Raw genomic sequence first — 21,017 nt, forward strand, 5'->3', positions numbered from 1 at the left:
TTCCGGAGGGGCGTGTCAGCGCAGCCGGCGTACGCGGAGTACGAGGTCGTCCGTGTGGTGGGCGCCGGCTCCGCCGTCGGGTGCCTCGCGGGGGCGTTGCTCGTCCACCTCCACCTCCCAGTCGTCGTCGAGGAGTTCGGCGACCATCGACGGCCAGACGTAGTCGGCCGGATCGAAGCCGCTGTCGTCCGCCTGCCGGGTCTCCATGCCGGCGTGGTGGACGAGCAGCAGCACACCGCCCGGCGCGACGGCCGCGAGCAGGGCGTGTTCGGCCTCGGCGTCGGGAGTGCGCAGCAGGGCGGGGTACTGCGCGGAGACCAGGTCGAAGGAGGCCGGCGGGAGGGCTGCCCGGGTGAGTTCGGCGTGCACCCAGTGGATGGCGAGGCCGGCGTCCCGTGCGTGCCCGGCCGCGCGTCGCAGCGCCACGCCCGACACCTCGAGCGCGGTGACGTCCCAGCCGCGGCGTGCGAGCCAGAGCGCGTCCGCGCCCTCGCCGCAGCCGACGTCGAGGACTCGTCCGGGGGTGAGCGAGGCGGTCTCGGCCACGAGTGCACCGTTGGGCCGGCCGCTCCAGAGCTGGTGCCGGTCGGCGTATCGGCTGTCCCACTCCGCCCGCACCGCCGGGTCGCCGGTGTATCCGCCGGCGGGCGAAAGGGACTCGAACGCGGGTGGTCCTACTGCTGTGTTGTCGGTCATGAGCCCACCGTCGCCCACCGCGTGCCGGACCGGCCACTGTTGTTGCCGGTCCGGCAAAACGAGCGTGGGCGAACTCGCCGATGGTCGGCGTGGCCCCGGAGGCAAGGGCCCGCGCGAGGCGTTCCGGAATGCCTCGGTGCCTGATCACCTTGGCCGTGACCGGCATCAACAGGGCTCACCACCAGGACGCGCGACCATCGTGAGGGCTCCGGAGCAGTGGGCAGGTCCAGACCGTCGAGAGAGTCCACACGCCCCCACGGCCGCGCAGAGCAACCGCGGGGTCCATGCGGCGGGCCCCTGTGGAGCAGCCGAGCGGCGGCTTCCGCATTCGCTGTCAGTTGAAGATGTCCAGGAGGTCCGGCCAGGAGCCGGTGTCGTCGGTGGGCCGGGGGCGTATTGGGCGCGGATTCGGATAGGTCTCCGTCGCGGCCCTCGCGCGGACGATGTCCGGTCCGCCGCACGCCTCGACCGCGAAGGCGCCGAACACCTTGGCGAAGGCGGCCGGGTCGCGGAACTCCACGCCGAACGCCCGGCCGTCGCGCAGCGGCACCCACACCACCCGGTCGAACCGTGTCCATTCCAGCACCGGTTGGTGGTCCGCGGTTGACAGCCCCTCCAGCCACAGCCGCGCCACGTGCAGCAGGTTCACCTTCTCCATCGGCAGTCGTTTGCGCCGCACCCGCAGTTCACGGGGCGTCAGCTCGACGCGCTGGTCCTTTCTCGGATACCAGACGACGCCGATCCCGAACGGCACCCACAGCAGGATCCCGATCAACGGCCAGGCCAGAGCGTCGCCCCACGACCGGATCAACCCGCCGTCCACCAGGTACAGGACACCGAAGACCAGGACCCACTTCGCCGTCATTCGCCAGAATCCGCTGCCCTGCCGGTACAGGACCCGCCGCTTCCCCGTCATCGTCATGCCCGCACGCTATCCGCCACCGCCCGCCGAACCGGGGGCGCCCTTCGCCATCACGGACAACCTGGCCGCCCTCTACCGGGACTTCGCCCACTCCGACGGCCTGATCGTCCTCGGCCGGACGGCCATGCTCGGCTGCTGCCGGCGAGCCATCACCCGACGCCACCAAGGCTCCGGATCGTCCGGCCGCACAGGTGCGTCCGGCAGTGCCGAGAAGACATCCGCCTCCGCGTGCCAGGCGCGGAACACGCCACGGAACATCGGGTGCGGCTCATGTGGTGCGGGGCCCCTTGCTGAAGCCACTGTGCTCTCCTTCGCTCTTCCGTTACCGTTAACGTGACCGGTAACGAAATTCTTGCCCAGGCACGGGAATCCGTCAACGCCCCCCGCCGCACCGGCGATGACGCGGCGGGCCGGGGAACCTGATTCACTGGGACACAAGGCGGCACAGGAACAGAAGTGAGTGGGCGGCGTGGCCGGACAGCGGGAAACGGAAGACCAGCGGGGGCGGGGCGTGAGAACCGCCAAGCGCGTCACGCTCCGCGACGTGGCTCAGGCGGCGGGCGTGTCCCATCAGACCGTCTCCCGGGCGATCAACGGCAAGGGGGAGATCGACCCGGCGACGCAGCGACGCGTGCTCGATGTCGCGAAGCAACTGCGGTACCGGCCCAGCCGGTTCGGCCGCGGGCTGGCCCGCCAGGACGTCGTTTCCGTCGGGCTCATCGTCCCCGACGTGGTCAACCCCTTCTTCCCGGAGTTCGTGGCCGGAGTGATCGCGGCCGCGGACCAACGCGACTGGCAGGTGCTCGTGGCCAGCGCCGAGAACGACCGCTCCCGGGAGCTCGCCCTGCTCCGCTCACTCGGCCAACAGGTGGACGCTCTCGTCGGCTACCTCAGCCATCCCGACGCGGAGCTCGAGCCGTACGTCGGCACCGTGCCGCTGGTCGTGGTCGATCGCGGACTGGACTCGTCCCACCACGCGTTGGTCCACGTCGACACCGAGACCGGAATCCGGGCCGGGATGCGGCACCTCATCGACCGGGGCCACCGCCGGATCGGTTTGATCGACTGCGAGTGCCTGAGTGCCCCGATGGTCCGGCGCCGCACCTTCCTCGAAGTCGCCGGCGACCATGGCCTGCCGGTCGACGAGGGCTGGATCGTCATGGGTGAGCAGTCCCCGGCCGGGGGCGCCGCCGCGTTCGAGGCGCTCCACGCCGCGCACCCCGACCTCACAGCCGTGGTCGCCTTCAACGACCTGGTCGCGATCGGCGCGCTGCGGGCCGCCCGCCGGACCGGCGTCCGTGTACCGGACGACTGCGCACTCGTCGGCTATGACGGGCTGAGCGTCGTCGATCTGATCGACCCGCCCCTGACGACCCTCCACCTCGACAAGCGCCGACTGGGCGAGCTGGCCATCCACCAGGTCGACCGGCTCCTGGCGGGCGAACTGCCGCCCCCCATCGTCCTGGAACCGAGCCTGCGCGTGCGCGGGACGACGTGACCCGCCCGTTCACCGGGCGACGCTGAGGCGGCGCCCGGCCGCGGCGGTCGCCCCGCTGGCAGGAACGCGGCGACAGCGACGCACTACGGTTGCCTTCCGAGGACCCCGTCCGCAGAGCTCATCGGAGTGCGCATGTCAGCAGAAGCCGTTCCGGGCAGCTCCGTGACCAGGACACTTCCCCAGGGCTCTGCGACCCTGAGCTCTGCGACGCAGGGCTCTGCAACCCTGGGCTCTGCGACCCAGGACGAAGCCGAAGCGGCGCGTGTGGCCGCCGTGCCCGCCGAGGCCGTTGCCCCCCTCATGCGTGGGATCGGCGTACTGCTGCGCCTCAGCGAGGCGGACGGAGCGCTGAGCCTGAGCGGGCTGGAGCGCGCCACCGGGCTGGCCCGCTCCACGGTGGACCGGATCACCGCGACCCTCGCCCACATGGGCTACCTGCGTCTGGACGGCAGGGACGCGGTCCTCGCCCCACGGCTCATGGAACTGGGCAACGCCTACCTCTCTGCGCTGCGGCTGCCCCGCCTGCTCGACGCCCACGCCGACGCCCTCGCGGACGAACTCGACGAGTCGGTGTCCCTCGCGGTGGGCGACGGCGACGGCATCCGCTTCATCCACCAGGCCACCCGCCGCCGGGCGATGTCGCTGAGCTTCCGCATCGGCGACCTCCTGCCCTCCGAACGAACCGCGCCCGGACCGCTGTTCGCGACCGAGTGGGAGGAGCCGGAGTGGGCGCGGTGGCGCGAACGCCGGGCGGCCGACCCGTACGACCACCGGTTTCCGGCCGTACCGCCGCGCACGGACGGGCCGTCCGACGAGGACTTCGAGGAGCGCACCCGCGAGGCACGCCTGACGGGCTGGGCCCTGGACGACCAGCTCATCGAACCCGGCCTGGTCGCGATCGCCCTGCCGGTCCGGGACGTACGGGGTCTCGCGGACCTGCGCGGCGCCCCGCTCTCCGGACGGCGGGCGGCGAGTGGTGTACGCCCCTCGGATGCCGGCATCGCCTGTGTCGCCAGTGTCGTGAGCCATACCAGTCGGCACACGGCGGCCTCGCTCCGCGACACGCTGCTGCCGCGGCTGCGGGCGACCGTGGACGCGATGGAACGGGAGTTGCGGGAAGCCCCCGAGCCCGATGGCCGGCACACCCCTTCGGATCTCGCCGTGTGGACGGGTGCCTCCAAGCAGGAGCTGGGACAGGACTTCATCGAGTCGCTCGCCCGGGGGCTGACCGTGCTGACCGCCTTCGAGGAGGGCCGGGCCGCACTGACACTCAGCGAGGTGGCGCAGGCCACCGGACTGGCACGGGCCACCGCGCGCCGGGCCCTGATCACCCTGGAGCACCTCGGTTACCTCACCGCACGCGACCGCACGTTCAGCCCGACCCCGCGCGTCCTCGCGCTCGGCTTCCCTCCGCTGTCCCGTACGACCCTGTCGCGCATCGCCCAGCCGCATCTCGCCGACCTCACCGGACGGATCCATGACTCGACGGCGTTGGCGGTGCTCGTCGGCGAGGACATCCAGTTCACGGCCCACGTCCCCATCAGCCGGATCATGAGCGCGAGCGTCACGGTGGGCACCCGTCTCCCGGCGGCCGCGACCTCGGTGGGCCGCGTCATCCTCGCGGACCTCCCACCTGGCGAACGCACGCTCAACCCGCGCAGGCTCACCGCGCGCACGACCACGGACCCGGCCGATCTGACGGCGATCCTGGAGCAGGTCCACCGGGCGGGCTACGCGCTGGTGGACGAGGAACTGGAGGAGGGGCTGCGGTCCCTCGCGGTCCCGGTGCGCGACCGTACGGGCCGGGTCGTCGCGGCGGTGAGCGTGGCGATGCACACCGCCCGGCGGACCCCCGAGCAGTGCCTGGCCGAGGTCCTCCCCGACCTGCGCGACACCGCCGCCCGCGTCGAGGCGGATCTGTCTGTCGCGGGGCGCTTCGCACGCGTCTCCCCGGCGTGAGCGGCGTTTTCGTCGGCGCGCGGGACGCCCCGTTTCCGCGCTAGCCGGCGATGTGCAGCTCTGTCTCGATGCGGGCGGCGGTGGTCAGGAGCGGGGGCAGCAGGGTCTCGCGTACCCAGTGGGCGTCTCCCCGTCGGACGTGGGTGGCCAGGTTGACGCCGGCCACCGCCTGCCCCGCCTCGTTGCGGACGGGCGCGCCGATCGAGATCACGCCCTCTTCGAGTTCCTGGTCCACCAGGCACCAGCCCTGCGCCCGCACCCGCTCCAGTTCCTTGAGGAGCGTCTCGCGGCAGGTGAGGGTGCGTGCGGTGAGCGGTCGCAGGGACGCCCTGTCGAGGTAGGTCCGCAGCCGTTCGTCGTCGAGGTCGGCGAGCAGGACCCGGCCCAGGGAGGTGGCGTGGGCGGGCAGGCGGGTGCCGATACTGATGGACACGGACATGATTCTCCGGGTGGGCACCCGGCTGACGTACACCACGTCGTCCCCGTCGAGCACCGCCGCCGACGAGGATTCCTGGACCTCGGCCACCAGCTGTTCCAGGTGGGGCAGGGCGATCTCCGCCAGGGACAGACTGGACAGGTAGGCGAAACCCAGTTCCAGGACCCGGGCGGTCAGTCGGAAATGCCGGCCGTCGGTGGCCACGGCCAGGTACCCGAGATCGGCCAGGGTGAGGACGAAGCGCCGGGCGGTGGCGCGGCTCATGCCGGTCGCCTTGGCGATCTCCGCGAGGGTCATCTCCCGGGTGTCGGCACTGAAGGCACGGATGACGGCGATACCCCGCTCCAGCGACTGTACGAAGTACCGCCCGTGTTCCCTGTCATCCATGCGTCGCGGCTCCGGTGGTCCGGGTGTCACGACTCCGTCTTCTGCAGGGCGAGGTCACCACCGCGGTCGGCGACCGGCGGGTCCGTGTCGCCGTTGTGGTGTTTGGCTCGCTGGATCTGTTCGTAGACGTGGGCGCGGAGTTCGGCGAAGCGGGTGCTGGAGCGGGTGTGCAACTGGTCGCGTTCGTCGGGGAGATCGATGGTCAGGTCCTCCTGCACCACGGTGGGGGAGGTGGACAGGACGATGGTGCGCTGGCCGAGGTAGACGGCTTCGTCGATGTCGTGGGTGACGAACAGGACGGTGACGCCCAGGTCGTGCCACAACTTCCGGATGAGGTCCTCCAGTTCGGCGCGGGTCTGAGCGTCGACGGCGGCGAAGGGCTCGTCCATGAGGAGCACCTTCGGTTCGAAGGCGACAGCTCGGGCGATGGCCACGCGCTGTTGCATGCCGCCGGACAGTTGCCAGGGGTAGGCGAGGTGGGCGTCGGCGAGCCCGACCACGTCCAGCGCGTGGTCGACCAGTTCCCTCTCGCGGGCCTTGCCGAGTTTCTTGCGGCGCAGGGGCAGGGCGACGTTGTCGCGTACGTTCATCCAGGCGAACAGGGAGCGGCCGTACTCCTGGAAGACCACCGCCATGCCGTCCGGGGGGCCGGTGACCGGGCGGCCGTCCAGGGTCACTTCGCCGCTGGTCGGGGCGAGGAGGCCCGACATGCACTTCAGCAGGGTGGTCTTGCCGCAGCCTGACGGGCCGACCAGGCACACGAGTTCGCCGGCGCCGATGTGAAACGTCAGGTTCCGCAGTGCCTCGACGTTGCGGTTCCGTCCGGTGTAGATCTTCTGCAGGTTGCGTACGTCGAGCATCGACGTCTCCTTGTCAGGGGTTGCGCTGGGCCCGGCGCAGGCCGTGGTACCAGGCCAGGACCCGGTTCTCGGCGACGCGGAAGAGTAGGGAGAGGACGAATCCGAGCAGGCCGAGCAGCAGGACGCCGCTCCACATCTCGGGGATGGCGAAGGAGCGTTGGAACTGCACGATGGCGAAGCCGAGCCCGTTGCTGGCGGCGAACATCTCGCTGATGACCATGAGGATGATCGCGATGGACAGGGCCTGTCGCATCCCGGTGACGATCTGCGGGCTGGCCGAGCGCAGCACCAGGTGCCACAGTCGGGAGGGGCCGGTGATGCCGTAGGAGCGGCAGGTGTCGCTGAGCACCTCGTCGACCGCGCGGACACCCTCGACGGTGTTGAGCAGGATCGGCCACATGCAGCCGCTGACGATGACGATCACCTTCATGGTGTCGCCGATGCCCGCGAACAGCATGATGACGGGCACGAGTACCGGGGGCGGGATGGCCCGGAACAGTTCCAGGACCGGTTCCAGGACGTCGCGCACGCGCCGGTGCAGGCCGACCACGAGGCCGAGTCCCACACCGACGGCCACGGCGAGGAGATAGCCGGTGAGCAGGCGGACCAGGCTGGGGACGACGTCCGACATCAGCCGCTCACCGGTCCACACCTCGCCGAATTTGCCGAGGATGGTGGAGAGCGGGGGGACGTAGAAGTCGGTACTGCCGGCGGTGGCGAACCACCACACGGCGAACAGGACCCCGGGCAGGCCGAGGACGAGTCCGGTCCTTCGGGCCAGTGTGAGGACGGTCGTCATCGTCCCTCCCCGCGCATCGATGGGTGCCAGTGCAGTGCCCGCCGCTCGACCGCTCGGGCCACCAGGTTGACCGCGACTCCCAGGATCCCGGTGACCAGGACCAGGGCGTAGACCCTCGGCACGGCGCCGGACGTCTGTGCGACCGCCAGCTCCTTGCCCAGGCCCGGAGAGCCGATGACGAGTTCGGCGGTGATCGTCAGGACCAGGGCCACGGTCGCGGCCAGCCGCACCCCGGTCATCACGTACGGCAGTGCGGTGGGCCACAGGACGTACCGCACCCGTCCCCAGTCGCCCATCCGGTAGCTGCGGGCGGTGTCCTCGGCGACCGGGTCGACGTCCTGGGTGCCCGCCAGCACCTGGACGAGCACCTGCCAGAAGGAGGCGTACACCACCAGCAGCAGCTTCGACTCCAGGTCGGTGCCGTACAGCAGCACCGCCACCGGGATCAGGGCCACCGACGGGATGGGGCGCAGGAACTCGATGGTGGAGGCGGTCACCGCCCGCAGCACCGGCACCGACCCGATCACCACGCCGGCCACCACCCCGGCCACCACGGCGATGACCAGTCCCAGGCCCCAGCCGGTGAGGGTGTCGCCGAGCGCGGTCCAGAAGGTGTCCTCACCGAGCAGCTGCCACAGGGCCCGGCCCATCTCGGAGGCGGGCGGCAGATAGTCGGCGGAGACGGCACCGGTGTGCGGCAGCACCTCCAGCAGCACCACCAGCCCGGCCAGACCGGCCAGTCCCCGCAGCGGGGCGCCCAGGCCGTCCGTCGCCCGCCGGAGCCGGCCGCCGCCCGGCCCGCCCGGCCCGCCGGGACCGGCGGCGGTCCCGGCGGGCTTCGTCAGTACAGGGGTGCTCCCGGTCGCGCTCATGAGAACAGCGCGTCCAGATCGGGCTTCTTGCCGCCGAAGATGCCGTCCTGCTCACCGAGTTGGGCCAGCTTTTGCAGGGAGGCCATGTCGTACTCGGCCGGCCAGGTCGGCAGCGTCAGGTCCTTCAGCACCGTGCCGTCGATCTTGGTGTAGGTGGTGATGACCTGGCGCGCCTCGTCCGGGTGCTCGGAGGCGTACTTCAGCGACTCGCTCACCGCCTCGGTGAACTTCTTCACCAGGTCGGGGTTCTCCTGCACCAGCTTGGAGGAGGCGAAGTACGTCGCGATGGTCAGATTCGGGTCGGTCTCGGCGAACGGTGACGCCACCACGCGGGCGCCCTGGCCCTTGGCTATGGTCAGCGCGGGCTCACCCATCCACGCGGCGTCGACCTGACCGCCGTCCAGCGCGGCCGGCATCTGATCGAACGGCATCTCGACGAACTTGACCTTCGAGGGGTCGCCGCCGTCCTTGCGCACCACTTCACGAACGGTGGTGTCGCCGACGTTCTGCAGCGTGTTGACGGCCACCGTCTTGCCGGCGAGCTCCTTGGCCGACTTGACCGAGCTGTCCTTCTTGACGGCGACCCCGCTGATGTCCTTGTCGACGTCTCCGGTGGAGGCGGCCCCGTTCACCACGGACTTGAGCGGTACGCCCTTGGTCTGCGCGATCATCAGCGAGGTGACGTTGCTGAAGCCGAACTGGAACTGACCGCTGACCACACCGGGGATGATGGCGGCGCCACCCTGGGCGGCCTCCATCTTCAGCTCGATGCCACGGCTGCTGAAGAACCCCTTCTTCTGCCCCAGATACAGCGGTGCCACGTCGACGATCGGAATGATCCCGACCTTGACCTCGGTGGTCTTGCCGCCGTCCGTCGACGAGGAGCCGGTCGTGGACGACGACGATCCACATCCGGCCGCTCCCACGACCGTCAACACCGCTACAGCAAGCCCTAGAACGCGCCTTCGCATAGGGGCCCTCCTGACAGGGTAGGGATGTGTTCGCAATGCGCACGAAATTGCGTGTGCCGAACAAGATAGGGCGGACGCTATGCCTCCGGGTGGGGTGCGTCAATAGGTGGCACCGAGACACCGCGCCACCGGGCCCGGCCACCACGCGCGACGGCCAGGGCCGCTCCGCCGAGCACGAAAACGTCCCTCCCGGCGGAGTGCTGAGCGGTGCAAGACTGCGGGCCGCCCTCTACGGGACGGCCCGGGTACCACCTGTGCCTGCCTGGCCACCCCGCCGCTCACGGAGGCACGGATGCACGGACGCGCGCACGCATGGACGCCACGGCGGCGAAGCCGGCGCGGGACGCTCCGCCGGGATGATGGCGGAGGCGTCCCGCACGGAGCAGCGATCGGCGACTCGGACGGATCGGCTAGGGGTGGAGCGTGGCCTCGCCGGTGACGTGGATCGCGGTCTGTTCGCCGGGGCGGACCGGCACGGCACCCGTGACACGGACGTCCACCGGACGGTCGAGCCCCTCGACAGCCACGGCGACCTTGGCGTCGTGGCCGTAGAAGCAGACGTCGGTCACCGTGGCCCGCACGGTCCCGGCCGCGCCGGTGTCGGCCAGGCGCAACTGTTCGGGGCGCAGCACGACCGTGCCGGTGCGCCGCCCGTCGGCCGGCGCTGCCAGCGCCACGGTGCCCAGCGGGGTGCTGGCCACGGAGCCGCCGTCGACGACCGTTCCCGGCACCAGGACGGCGTCGCCCACGAACCCGGCGACCCAGGGGTCGGCGGGGCGCCGGTAGAGGTCCTGCGGGGTGGCGCACTGGGCGATGCGGCCCTGGCGTACGACGGCGACGAGGTCGGCGGTGGACAGCGCCTCCTGCTGGTCGTGGGTGACCAGCAGCGCCGTGGCCCCGGTCGCCCGCAGCGCGGCGCGGACGTCCGCCCGGACCCCGGCGCGCAGGGCGCTGTCGAGGGCGTTGAACGGTTCGTCGAGCAGGACGAGCGCGGGTCGCGGCGCGAGCGCCCTGGCCAGGGCGATGCGTTGCTGCTGTCCACCGGACAGCTCGTGCGGCATCCGGTGGCCGTGTTCGGACAGTCCGACGAGGTCGAGCATCTCCTCCGTCCGGCGGTTCCGCTCGCTCCGGTCGCGTCCGGTGAGGCCGAAGGCCACGTTGCGGGCCACGCTCAGGTGCGGGAAGAGGGCACCCTCCTGCGGCACGATGCCGATGTGCCTCCGCTCCGGCGGCAGCTGCACGCCTGGGCCGACCACGGTGCGCCCGCCGAGCGCGACCGTGCCCGCGTCGGCGTGCAGGAACCCGGCGACGACGCGCAGCAGGGTGGTCTTGCCGCAGCCGGAGGGCCCGAGCACGGCCGCGAGCGCACCGCCCGGCACGGTGAGGTCCAGTCCTCGCAGGACCGGCGCCTCGTGACCGTAGGACTTGTACAGCCCCTCGACGCGGAGCTCGTTGTGACGGTCGTTCATGTGCGGTGCCTGCCCAGGAGGTAGGAGGGGACGGCGGCGAGCAGGATGAGGGTGGCCGCGTAGGGTGCCGCGGCGGCGAAGGAACCGGCCCCGGTCTCGGTCCACAGCCGGGTGGCCAGCGTGTCCATGCCGGTCGGGCGCAGCAGCAGCGTCGCCGGCAGCTCCTTCATGCAGACCACGAAGGTGAGCGCGGCGCCGGCCGCCACACCCGGTGCCGCCAGGGGCACGGTCACCTCGCGCAGCACCCGCAGGGGCGACCTGCCCAGCGAACGCGCCACGTCCTCAAGCACGCGGGGCGCCTGCAGGACGGCGGCTCGGGTGGCGGCCACCGTGACGGGCAGGAAGAGGACGGCGTAGGCGCAGACCAGCAGGGGGAGCCGCTGGTAGAGCGGATAGGCGTAGCGCACCGCGAAGAAGACGAGGGAGAGCGCGACGGTGATTCCGGGCAGTGCGTGGCCGGCGTAGGCGGCCTGCTCCAGCAGCCGGGCTCCGCGTCCTCGGTACCGTGCGGCGATCACTCCGACGGGCAGCGCCAGCACGGTCGTGAGGGCGGCGCCCGCCGCCGCGACCCCGAGTGTGGTCGAGGCCGTCCCCAACAGGCCGCCGACGTCCCAGGTGGCCGAGGTGCCGACCGTCAGCCAGTAGCCCAGGGTGCTCAGCGGGAAGGCGACGGCGACCGCCGCGACAGCCGCGCACCAGGCGAGGGCGGGGATCCGCCAGCGTCCCAGCGGGACCGGGGTAGCCGGGCGCGCGGTGCCGCCGCCGGTCCTGGCGTGGCCCCCACGCCCCCGGGTGCGGGCCTCGGCCGCGACCAGCGCCACCGTCATCACCACCAGCACGACGCTGAGCGCGGCGGCCGGCGTGCGGTCGAAGGAGGCGCGGTAGGAGGTGTGGACGGCCCGGGTGAAGGTGTCGTACCGCATGAGGGAGACCGCGCCGAAGTCGGAGAGCACGTACAGCGCGACCAGCAGCGCGCCTCCCGCGGCCGCCGGGCGCAGCTGCGGCAGCGTGACCCGCAGGAAGGTGCGTACGGCGCCGTGGCCGAGGGAGCGCGCGGCCTCCTCCTGCGCCGGGTCGATGCCGCGCAGCGCGGCGGCGACCGGCAGGTGGACGTACGGAAAACTCACCAGGGTCAGCGCGAGCGCCGCCCCGCCGAACCCCGCGGTCCCCGGCACGGCGGCCAGCCATACGAAGGCGGCGACATAGCTGGGCACGGCGAGCGGCAGCGTGGCCAGCACCGACCAGGCACGCGCCCCGGGCAGGGCGGTGCGCACGGTCAGCCAGGCCAGCGACACACCGAGGACCAGGCAGGCCGCCACGACGACGGCCGTCAAGCCGAGGCTCCGGCCGAGGAGTTGCAGGGTGCGTTCGTCGGCGACGACGTCCCAGGCGTAGTCCGGTCCGCGTTCCAGAGCGCGGACGGCGAGGTAGCCGAGCGGCAGCAGGGCGAACAGGGCGGCGACACCGGCGGGGACGAGCAGGACGAGCGGGGGTCTACGGCCGCGGTCCGAGGGGGCCTTGAGGTACGTGCGGACGCGCCGCCGCCCGGCCGGGGCGGGTGCTCCGGCCGGGCGTGTCGTGGTTTCCGTCGTGGTCACGACCGTCAGACCAGTCCGACGTCCTGGAGCATGGCCAGGGTCTCCTGGAGGGACTCCAGCTTGCCGAGGTCGATGTCGGGGGACTGCAGGGAGTCGAACGGGGGCAGGCCCTCCACGGTGCTGGTGACGCCCGCGGCCAGCGGGTACTCCTTCGTCGTGTCCGCGAAGTAGGTCTGCGCCTCCTTGGACAGCAGGAAGTCCACGGCCTTCTGGGCGGCCTCGCTCTGGCCGCTGTCCTTCAGGATGCCGACGCCGGCGACGTTGATGAGCGCTCCGGGGTCCTTGCCGGGCAGGAAGTGGAGCTTGGCGTTGACCTTGTCCTCGCCCTTCTCCGCGACCCGCTCGTACCAGTAGTAGTGGTTGACCAGGCCGAGGGAGACCTCGCCGGCCTCGACCGCGTCGAGGGTGGCCAGGTTGTGGGCGTAGGTCTTGGCGCCGTTGGCCTTCAGGTCCTCCAGCCACTGGCGGGTGGAGTCGTCGCCCTCCAGAGCGCGCATGCCGGTGACGAACGCCTGGAAGGAGGCGTTGGTGGGGGCGAAGCCGACCTTGTCCTTCCACTCGGGCTTCACCACGTCGTGGACACTGTCCGGGACTTCGCCCTCGCCGACCTCGTCGGGGTTGTACGCGATGACGCGGACCCGCCCGGACAGGCCCACCCAGTCGCCGTCACCGCCGCGGTACGCCTCGTCGACCTCGTCGAGCGTGGACGGGGGCAGCTGCTCCAGCACCCCCTCCTTGGAGAGCGCGCCGAGTGCCCCGGCGTCCTGCGAGAAGAACAGCCCGGCCTTGGTGCGGTCGCCCTCCTCCAGGATCTGCGCGGCCAGTTCGGCGCTGTCGCCGTAGCGCACCTCCACCTTCGTGCCGACGGCCTTCTCCAGCTTGTCGAGGATCGGCTTGACCAGCTTCTCGTTGCGGCCGGAGTAGATCACGAGCGCGGAGTCGCCGCTCTTCGCCGACCCGCCCTTGTCGTCGTCGGAGCCGCAGGCGGCGAGGGCGGGGAGCAGCAGGCCGACCGCGAGGAGCGGTGTGATCCGGCCAGCCAGAGGGCGTCGCATGTGGTGTGCCTTCCTACGTGTTCGCCGCAACGCCCCAGGCCGGGCGTTCGTCAGCGAGCGGCGGAGTGATGCTTTCCAGCCAACTGTGAACATGCTATGAATAAGGTAAAGCTCACCTAACCGTCAAGGGATCTGTGCTATTTGCGGACGCTGCCGCAGAAAGGTCGCGCGCCCGTGCTCAACCCCTCCAGACCCCTCTGGGCACCGTTCACCGCCCCTGCGCCCCGCACCGACGCCGTCGTCCTGCCCCCACCACCCCTGCCGGGGCGGGGCGTGCCGTTCGCCCGCCGCCTCGCGTCGTACGGCGGCCGCACCGCACTCATCACGCCATCGGGCGAGGTCAGTTACCGCGCGCTCGCCGAACGTGTCGCCGCCACAGCCGAACGTCTGGGCCCCGTACGCCGCTTGGTCCTGCTGGCCGGGGCCAACCGCACCGACGCCCTCGTCATCCACCTCGCGGCCCTCTCCGCCGGCCACCCCGTCCTGCTCGTCCCCGGTGACAGCCCCGGCACCCTCGACGCCCTCACCGCCGCGTACGACCCGGACGTCGTCGCGCGGCCGGACGACCACGGCACCTGGCAGCTCGACGAACGCCGGCGCGGAAGCGCCCACATCCTCCACCCGGAACTGGCGCTGCTGCTCAGTACCTCCGGTTCGACCGGCTCACCCAAGCTGGTCCGGCTCTCCCACGAGAACCTCCAGGCCAACGCCGAGTCCATCGCCACGTACCTCGGCATCCGCGACACCGACCGGGCGGCCACGACCCTGCCACCGCACTACTGCTACGGACTGTCGGTCATCCACAGCCAGCTGCTGCGCGGCGCCGGGCTGATCCTCACCGACCGGTCGGTGACCGACCCCGCCTTCTGGGAGGAGTTCCGCGCCGCCCGCGGCACCTCGCTCGCCGGAGTTCCGTACACCTTCGACCTGCTCGACCGGATCGGCTTCGACCGGATGGACCTGCCCCAGCTGCGCTACGTCACTCAGGCGGGCGGCCGTCTGGCGCCCGAACAGGTCGCCCGGTACGCCCAGTTGGGTCACCGTGCGGGCTGGGAGCTGTTCGTGATGTACGGACAGACCGAGGCGACGGCCCGCATGGCGTATCTGCCGCCCGATCGGGCCGCTGAGCGCCCACGGGCCGTCGGCGTACCGATCCCCGGCGGCTCCTTCCGGATCCGACCCGTGGACGACGTCGACGAGCCCGACACCGGCGAACTCGTCTACTCGGGCCCCAACGTCATGCTGGGGTACGCCGACGGCCCGGCGGACCTCGCCCTCGGCCGCACGGTCGAGGAACTGCACACCGGGGACATCGCCCGGCGCGCCCCCGACGGGCTGTACGAAGTCGTGGGCCGCCGCAGCCGGTTCATCAAGATCCTGGGCCTGCGCATAGACCCGCAGCGCGTCGAGACGATCCTGGCGGACCACGGCATCCGTGCCCTCTGCGCGGGTGACGACGACGCACTCGCCGTCGTCGCGACCCAAGCCCACGGTGTCGACGCGGCAGGCGTCCGGCGCCTGGTGGCGGACACCTGCGGTCTGCCGCCCCACGCCCTGCACGTACGCGTCGTACGCGAACTCCCGCGACTCGCGTCCGGCAAGCCCGACCACCAGGCCGTACGTCGGCTCGCGCGCGAACCGGAGGCACCGGCACCCGGCCCCGGCACCGACGACCTCCGCGCCCTCTACGCCGAGATCCTCGATCGGACCGATGTCACGGAGGACAGCAGCTTCGTGGACCTCGGCGGTGACTCACTCTCCTACGTCGAGATGTCGCTGCGGCTGGAGCAGACACTGGGCGAGCTGCCCGTCGACTGGCACACCACACCGATCCGGAGACTGCGCGGCGAACGCGCCCTGCCCCGCACCCCTGGGAGCACGCGCCCGCGGCGCACCCTGGAGACCGGAATCGCCCTGCGGGCCATCGGGATCGTCCTGATCGTGGGCTCGCACATCCCCCTCTTCGCCGTCCAGGGCGGAGCCCATGTACTGCTGGGTGTCGCCGGTTTCAACTTCGCCCGCTTCCACCTGTCCCCACCCGAGCGCCTGGAACGTCTCCGGAGGACAGGCCGCAGCATCGCGTTCATCGCCCTGCCGAGCATGGTGTGGATCACCTTCGCCCTGCTGCTGACCCGCGAGTACGACCTGGCCAACATCGTCCTGGCGAACAGCCTCCTCCCACAGGACAACTCGAACCCGGAATGGCGCTACTGGTTCGTCGAGGCACTGGTGTACTTCCTGACCGGGCTGGCCGCGCTGCTGGCGGTCCCGCTGCTGGACCGCGCGGAGCGCCGCAGTCCGTTCGGCTTCGCCCTGGCCCTGGTCGCACTGGGGTCGGTCGGGCGTTACGACCCATGGGGCCTGGCCCACGTCCGGTACCACCTCAGCCCCACTGTCGTCTTCTTCCTGTTCGCGCTGGGCTGGGCGGCGGCAAGAGCCCGTACGACGGGGCAGCGGCTGCTGCTGACCGGGGTGCTGCTGGTCACCGTGCCCGGCCTGTTCTCCGGCGGACAGCCGCTGCGGACCTCGATCGTCGTCGCCGGACTGACCTTGCTGCTGTGGATCCCGGCCCTGCCCAGCGCCGACCCGCTCAACCGGCTCGCGGGCATCCTCGCGGGCAACTCGCTCTACATCTACCTGACGCACTTCCAGGTCTACCCCTACCTGCGGGACCACTCCCCGCTGCTGGCACTGGCGGCCTGCCTGGTGGTCGGTGTGGCGTACGGGGCGGTGGCCACCCGTCTGACCCGCAGGCTCCTTCCCCCGGCCGGCACCGTCACCAACCGCTCCACGTGGGGCATGCTCCGGCTCCCCGGCACCCTGCGGAGGGGCTGACGCCGAGGCGCGGCCGGACGGACCGGCCGGCACGCGTGACGCCGGGCGGCGCGGGCGGCGGTCAGGTGTCCTCGCTGGGGAAGACCTCGTCGACGGCTCGGCGCAATGTCTCGCGGACGGCCTTGGCGTCGTCGAGTTACGCGGCCTGGAAGGCACCGTCGTGGAGCAGGACGAGGACGCGGGCGGCGTGGTCGGGGTTGGGGTACTCGGCGGCGGCGTTGCGGAACTGGCAGCCGCGGAAGCCGTCTTCTGCACGGGTGACCTTGGCCTCGGGTCCAACGTCGAGGCCCCGGTCTACGTCGCCGCCTTCCAGCCCGACGAGGGGGAGAGCGCCCTGGAGAACGCCGCGTCCCACGCGGTGTCCATCTCCCAGCCCGACGCGATCGTCCAGGCGGCCAAGGCCGCCCGCTGATTCCTCCTCCCGGCCGCACTGGCGTCACCGTCGAGGACGCCGCGCCACACAGCGACGCGCCTCTCCGGCTGGACCGTGTCACGACCTCCCCAGGACCTCGCCGTACTTGATGGCGCCGTGGGGCAGGGCGAAACCGAACGGGGTCAGTGCCTTGCCGGGCGGGTACGTCTCCACCGTGCTGCTCGGGACGAACCAGACGCCACCGGACGTGGGTCCACCGGCGTTCTCCCCGGGCGCGGCGACCGCGGTGTCCGGCAGGCCGTCACGGTTGTGGTCGCCGACGGCCACCTGTGCGCCGAAGCGGTCACCGGCCTCCGCCGCGCCGGGCATGTTCGGGGTGCTCTGGCTGCGGGCCAGACCGCCGTGGAGGCCGTGCTCCGTGCCGTTCATGACGACGTATCCGCCCGCGTCCTTCATGGTCCCCACGTCCTCACCGGGCACGCCGACCACCAGTTCCGGTCGGCTGTCGCCGTCGAGGTCGCCGGCGGCGAGCGCGAAGCCGAAGTCGTCACCTTCCTCGGCGGCGCCGCCCACGTCCGGGCTCGCCTGGGTGACGCAGTCGCTCTCGGTGCCGAAGCCCGCGGTCTTCGAGCCCTGGAGCAGCAGCACCGCACCGCCGGGCCGGTCCGGGCAACGCGTCGTCTCCGACTCGGGGTTGGGCTGCACGAGGCCGACCGCGAGGTCGTCGGTGCCGTCCTGGTCGAAGTCGGCGGCGGCGAGCGCGGCGCCGCGGTCGGGGCCGGCCCAGTACTGGGCGGGCTCGGCCCGGTCATTCCAGCGGGTGATGAAGATGCCGGAGTCGTCCAGGGCCTTCCAGGAGGCGGCCAGGTCGTCGCGGCCGTCGCCGTCGAAGTCGCCGGTGGCCAGGGCGTGGGTGCCGCCGCCGATGCTGTACCTGCGCAGAGTCGTGGTGGTCACCGGGTCGGCGGTGAGTGGGCCCGGGCGGAACCGGAGCGATCCGTTCTCCTCGCCGTTCTCGCCGTACGCGAGGTCGGTGTCGCCGTCCCCGTCGTAGTCGCCCGTGGCGATGGCGTGGCCGACGCCGCTGTACTCGGACGTGCCCCTGGCCACGGTGGTGCCCACGACGTTCCACCCCGAGCCGTCCAGGACGGTGATGGTGCCCTCGTCCTCGAACTGGTCGGAGGTGAGTGACTCACCGCTCGCGCCGACGACGAGTTCGAACACGCCGTCGCCGTTCACATCGGCGGGTGCCAGGGAGGAACCGAAGCGGTCGCCCGCCTCGGGTGTGCCGGGTATGCCGGCCTCGGCCTGACTGATGACGCCGGTGGACTGGTACGGGCTCTCCGGGCCGCCGTAGATCACGCTGACGTAGCCGGCCTTCGCCTTGCCGCCCACCGTGGCGTTGGGCATGCCGACCGCGATGTCCGTGTATCCGTCGCCGTTGAAGTCGAACCGCGCGGCCGTCGCGGCCGCGGCGCTCCCGGCGAGCGGCAGGGTCAGGCCGGCCGCGGTGAGTGCCGCCACGGCGGCGGTGGCGGCCAGGGTGCGTACTCGCACGAATGAACTCCCGTAATCGTAGGGGGAAATGCAGGGCCAACGTGTACGGGGATGTGACTCGCGAGCTGGAAGAAGGGTTGTGTGAAGGCGGCCGCCGGCGCTCTTCCTCGGGGCGTGCCGTCGGCTCAGCAGGCGCGGCGGTACCAGACCGGGGTGCTTTCAGGGCGCTGTGGGCTCGGGCAGGGGTTCGGTGTTGCGGCTGCTGAGGCCGTCGAGGGAGATGCGCAGGAGGCGGCGCCACTGGCCCGGCCGGCTGTCGCCGGTCGTCAGGACGGCCTGGCTCAGGGAGCCGCTGAGCAGGACCAGGTCGTCGGTGGTGACGTCGGGGCGCAGCAGGCCGGCGTCCATGCAGCGGGTGCGCAGCTCGTCGATGAAGGTGTAGCAGCGCTGGGCGCAGTCGGGAGTGGGGCCGCCTCTGGTGGTGTAGCTCTCGACGACGGCGCGGTTGCCGGCCTGTGTGGTGAGCATCTGCTCGAAGAACCCGGTCAGTGCCGTCCAGGGGTCTTCGGTGGCGGCGGCCTGCTGGTGGGCGGCGGTGAGCCAGGAGCCGAATTGCTGTTCCAGGACGGTGAGGAGCAGGTCGTCCTTGGTCGGGAAGTGGCGGTAGAGGGTGCCCATGCCGACGCCGCTGCGGCGGGCGATCTCCCGGACGTCGACGGCGCCGCCGTACTCGGCGAAGACGGCGCCGGCCGCCTCCATGATCGCGGCACGGTTGCGCTCGGCGTCGGCACGGCGGCCCCGCTTGGCGGGCTGCTCGGGCGCGGGCGCGGGGGTGGGCGTGAGTGCGGGGGTCGGCTGGTCGGCGAGGGTCACGGCTTCAGGGTACAGGGAACCGCAAGGTTGCGGAGCAAGCGCTCCGCTTGTGCTAGGTTCAAGAGGAGCACTTGCTCCGGTTCGGTGTCGCGACAGGACCCGGCCTTCGCCTGCACGTTCAGACAGGGAGATCCCTTCCATGGCAACACTCGGGTTCATCGGCAGCGGCAAGATCGGCACGCAGATCGCCCGGCTCGCGGTCGCGGCCGGTATCGACGTCGTGCTGTCCAACTCCCGCGGTCCCGAGACCCTGGCGGAGACGGTGGCGGAACTCGGTGAGCGCGCCCGTGCCGCGACGCCCGAGGAGGCGGCCCGTGCCGGCGACTGGGTGGTGGTGAGCATTCCGCTGGCCGCCTACCGGGACCTCCCCGTCGCGGCCCTCGCGGGCAAGGTCGTGCTCGACACGAACAACTACTACCCGTCCCGCGACGGCCGCATAGAGGTCCTCGACTCCGGCAGGACCACCACCAGCGAACTCGTCCAGGAACACCTGGTCGGCGCGAAGCTCGTCAAGGCCTTCAACAACATCAGCGACTTCCACATCCCCGCGCTCGCCCGCCCTGCGGACGTCACCGACCGCACCGCCCTGCCCATCGCCGGCGACGACCGGCAGGCCAAGGCCGACGCCGCCGAACTGATCAGCCGACTGGGCTTCGACAGCGTCGACGCCGGCCCCCTGGCCGACAGTTGGCGCTTCGAACCGGAGACCGCCGCGTACGCGGTGCCGTACTTCACCGGCACAGTCGACGTCAAAGCCTTCTGGGCGCAGGTGGGCGAGGCCCTCCGCTCCGGTACCGCGCCGCAGGCGCCGGCCCCCGCCGACCCGGGCGCCCCGCTGCCCACGGTGCGGTTGCGCGCCCTGCTCACCGACGCGTCCCGGGTGCTCACCGCCGACCGCGTGGTGGCCTGACCCTGACAGGTCCCCTGCCGGTCCCACGCACCGGCCCTGCCCGGACAGGCCACGCCCGAGTGGCCTGTCCGGGTCCCTCCCACTTCTCGCACGAAGGACGCATTCCATGAACATCTTGATCCTCGGCGCGACCGGCCCCACCGGCCGTCACGTCGTCGACCTGTCCCTCGCGGCCGGCGACACGGTCACCGTCCTGGCCCGCAGACCGGAGGCGCTGGAGGACCTGGCGGACCGGCTCACCGTGGTCGCCGGAGACGCCACCTCGCGCAGGGACGTCGCCAAGGCCATGATCGGCCAGGACGCCGTCGTCTCGGCTCTCGGCAGGAGTACGTCCGTACGCGCCGACGACCTGTTCACCCGCGCCGCGGCGGCCGTGATCGGCGCGGCGGAGGAGCAGGGAGTGTCACGTCTGGTCTGGCTGTCCTCGTTCGGCGTGGGCGACACCTACCGGTCGGCGAGCGCGATGCAGAAGGTCATGTACCGCACGTTCCTGCGGGACATCTACGCGAACAAGGACCTCTCCGAGAAGGCGATCCGCGCCAGCGGCCTGGACTGGACGCTGGTCTACCCGACCCTGCTGACCAAGGGCCCTGCCAAGGGCACCTACCGCGCCGACGACCGTCTCCCGATGAAGGGCAACCCGAAGATCAGCCGCGCGGACGTCGCCGCGTTCCTGCACAAGGCGGCGCACGGCTCCGAGTGGATCCACCGCGACGCCGTCATCACGGACTGACACGCGATGGGGACGGCACCGGGCGGATCTGTGCCCGCCGTGTCGTTGTCGACACAGACGCTGCCCGTCAGGCGGAGCAGGCTCGCCTATGTCAGCTGGACCACGGATACCGACGGCGGTACAGCGGCACCGTCGAGCAGCGTGGCCGTGAACTCCAGGCGGTGGTCCGTCCGGCGTTTCACCCCGCTGTCCGCCGTGATCGCAGGAGACCTGCCTTCATCGCCGTGCGCCTGTGCAGCGCGGTAGGTGCCCTTGGCAGTCGTGGTCCGGCCGT

Annotated in this window: 18 protein-coding genes; 6 read left to right on the plus strand and 12 right to left on the minus strand. The window is 71.7% G+C overall.

Annotated features, from left to right (window positions below; translation table 11 throughout):
* Window positions 1-15: 15 nt before the first annotated feature.
* Window positions 16-696 (minus strand): class I SAM-dependent methyltransferase, encoded by a 681-nt coding sequence (locus PUR53_RS06780; RefSeq protein WP_329907719.1) that lies wholly within the window; start codon window positions 694-696, stop codon window positions 16-18.
* 334 nt (window positions 697-1,030) lie between these two features.
* A complete protein-coding gene (locus PUR53_RS06785; RefSeq protein WP_329896496.1) occupies window positions 1,031-1,618 on the minus strand; it encodes a hypothetical protein in 588 nt (195 codons plus the stop codon).
* A 511-nt stretch (window positions 1,619-2,129) separates the two neighbouring features.
* Between PUR53_RS06785 and PUR53_RS06790 the strand changes: the two genes are divergently transcribed.
* On the plus strand, window positions 2,130-3,116 hold the full coding sequence (locus PUR53_RS06790; RefSeq protein ID WP_329896497.1) for a LacI family DNA-binding transcriptional regulator: 987 nt from the start codon (window positions 2,130-2,132) through the stop codon (window positions 3,114-3,116).
* 300 nt (window positions 3,117-3,416) lie between these two features.
* On the plus strand, window positions 3,417-5,075 hold the full coding sequence (locus PUR53_RS06795) for an IclR family transcriptional regulator domain-containing protein (RefSeq protein ID WP_329907734.1): 1,659 nt from the start codon (window positions 3,417-3,419) through the stop codon (window positions 5,073-5,075).
* Window positions 5,076-5,115: 40 nt separating this feature from the next.
* Here the strand turns inward: PUR53_RS06795 and PUR53_RS06800 are convergent, their stop codons facing one another.
* The 8 genes from PUR53_RS06800 to PUR53_RS06835 all read right to left on the minus strand — a co-directional run bounded on the left by PUR53_RS06800 (window position 5,116) and on the right by PUR53_RS06835 (window position 13,522).
* Window positions 5,116-5,898 (minus strand): IclR family transcriptional regulator domain-containing protein, encoded by a 783-nt coding sequence (locus tag PUR53_RS06800; RefSeq protein ID WP_329896498.1) that lies wholly within the window; start codon window positions 5,896-5,898, stop codon window positions 5,116-5,118.
* Between the two features lie 26 nt (window positions 5,899-5,924).
* On the minus strand, window positions 5,925-6,758 hold the full coding sequence (locus PUR53_RS06805) for an ABC transporter ATP-binding protein (protein ID WP_329907721.1): 834 nt from the start codon (window positions 6,756-6,758) through the stop codon (window positions 5,925-5,927).
* Window positions 6,759-6,771: 13 nt separating this feature from the next.
* On the minus strand, window positions 6,772-7,557 hold the full coding sequence (locus PUR53_RS06810; protein WP_329896500.1) for an ABC transporter permease: 786 nt from the start codon (window positions 7,555-7,557) through the stop codon (window positions 6,772-6,774).
* Entirely contained in the window at window positions 7,554-8,429 is an 876-nt protein-coding gene (locus PUR53_RS06815) for an ABC transporter permease (RefSeq protein WP_329896501.1), read from the minus strand. Before PUR53_RS06815 ends, PUR53_RS06810 begins: the two co-directional genes overlap by 4 nt.
* Window positions 8,426-9,400: an ABC transporter substrate-binding protein gene (locus PUR53_RS06820; RefSeq protein ID WP_329896502.1), complete on the minus strand. Its 975-nt coding sequence runs from the start codon at window positions 9,398-9,400 to the stop codon at window positions 8,426-8,428. The genes PUR53_RS06815 and PUR53_RS06820 overlap by 4 nt, the downstream gene beginning before the upstream one ends.
* 410 nt (window positions 9,401-9,810) lie before the next feature.
* Entirely contained in the window at window positions 9,811-10,869 is a 1,059-nt protein-coding gene (locus PUR53_RS06825) for an ABC transporter ATP-binding protein (RefSeq protein WP_329907722.1), read from the minus strand.
* Window positions 10,866-12,467, minus strand: a complete 1,602-nt coding sequence (locus PUR53_RS06830) for an ABC transporter permease (RefSeq protein ID WP_329907723.1) — start codon at window positions 12,465-12,467, stop codon at window positions 10,866-10,868. The genes PUR53_RS06825 and PUR53_RS06830 overlap by 4 nt, the downstream gene beginning before the upstream one ends.
* Before the next feature lie 5 nt (window positions 12,468-12,472).
* Window positions 12,473-13,522, minus strand: coding sequence for an iron ABC transporter substrate-binding protein (locus tag PUR53_RS06835; RefSeq protein ID WP_329907724.1), 1,050 nt, complete (start codon window positions 13,520-13,522; stop codon window positions 12,473-12,475).
* 174 nt (window positions 13,523-13,696) lie between these two features.
* On the opposite strand from PUR53_RS06835, the gene PUR53_RS06840 reads away from it, so the two are divergent.
* Together PUR53_RS06840 and PUR53_RS06845 are read left to right on the plus strand one after the other, a co-directional pair.
* A complete protein-coding gene (locus PUR53_RS06840; protein ID WP_329907725.1) occupies window positions 13,697-16,357 on the plus strand; it encodes an AMP-binding protein in 2,661 nt (886 codons plus the stop codon).
* Between the two features lie 160 nt (window positions 16,358-16,517).
* Complete coding sequence (locus PUR53_RS06845; protein ID WP_329896507.1) at window positions 16,518-16,769, plus strand: hypothetical protein; 252 nt, start codon at window positions 16,518-16,520, stop codon at window positions 16,767-16,769.
* 78 nt (window positions 16,770-16,847) lie between these two features.
* On the opposite strand, the gene PUR53_RS06850 is transcribed toward PUR53_RS06845, so the two are convergent.
* Together PUR53_RS06850 and PUR53_RS06855 are read right to left on the minus strand one after the other, a co-directional pair.
* Window positions 16,848-18,287, minus strand: a complete 1,440-nt coding sequence (locus tag PUR53_RS06850) for an FG-GAP and VCBS repeat-containing protein (RefSeq protein WP_329907726.1) — start codon at window positions 18,285-18,287, stop codon at window positions 16,848-16,850.
* A gap of 159 nt (window positions 18,288-18,446) precedes the next feature.
* Window positions 18,447-19,100, minus strand: a complete 654-nt coding sequence (locus tag PUR53_RS06855; protein WP_329896509.1) for a TetR/AcrR family transcriptional regulator — start codon at window positions 19,098-19,100, stop codon at window positions 18,447-18,449.
* Between the two features lie 139 nt (window positions 19,101-19,239).
* Here PUR53_RS06855 and PUR53_RS06860 point away from each other — a divergent pair, with 139 nt between their 5' ends.
* Both PUR53_RS06860 and PUR53_RS06865 read left to right on the plus strand, forming a co-directional pair.
* Entirely contained in the window at window positions 19,240-20,010 is a 771-nt protein-coding gene (locus PUR53_RS06860; RefSeq protein ID WP_329907727.1) for an NADPH-dependent F420 reductase, read from the plus strand.
* Window positions 20,011-20,116: 106 nt separating this feature from the next.
* Window positions 20,117-20,743: an NAD(P)-dependent oxidoreductase gene (locus PUR53_RS06865; protein WP_329896511.1), complete on the plus strand. Its 627-nt coding sequence runs from the start codon at window positions 20,117-20,119 to the stop codon at window positions 20,741-20,743.
* Window positions 20,744-21,017 lie beyond the last annotated feature (274 nt).

Origin of the sequence: Streptomyces sp. SP18BB07 (genome assembly GCF_036322545.1) — a bacterium.
GTDB classification, from domain to species: Bacteria; Actinomycetota; Actinomycetes; order Streptomycetales; family Streptomycetaceae; genus Streptomyces; species Streptomyces deccanensis.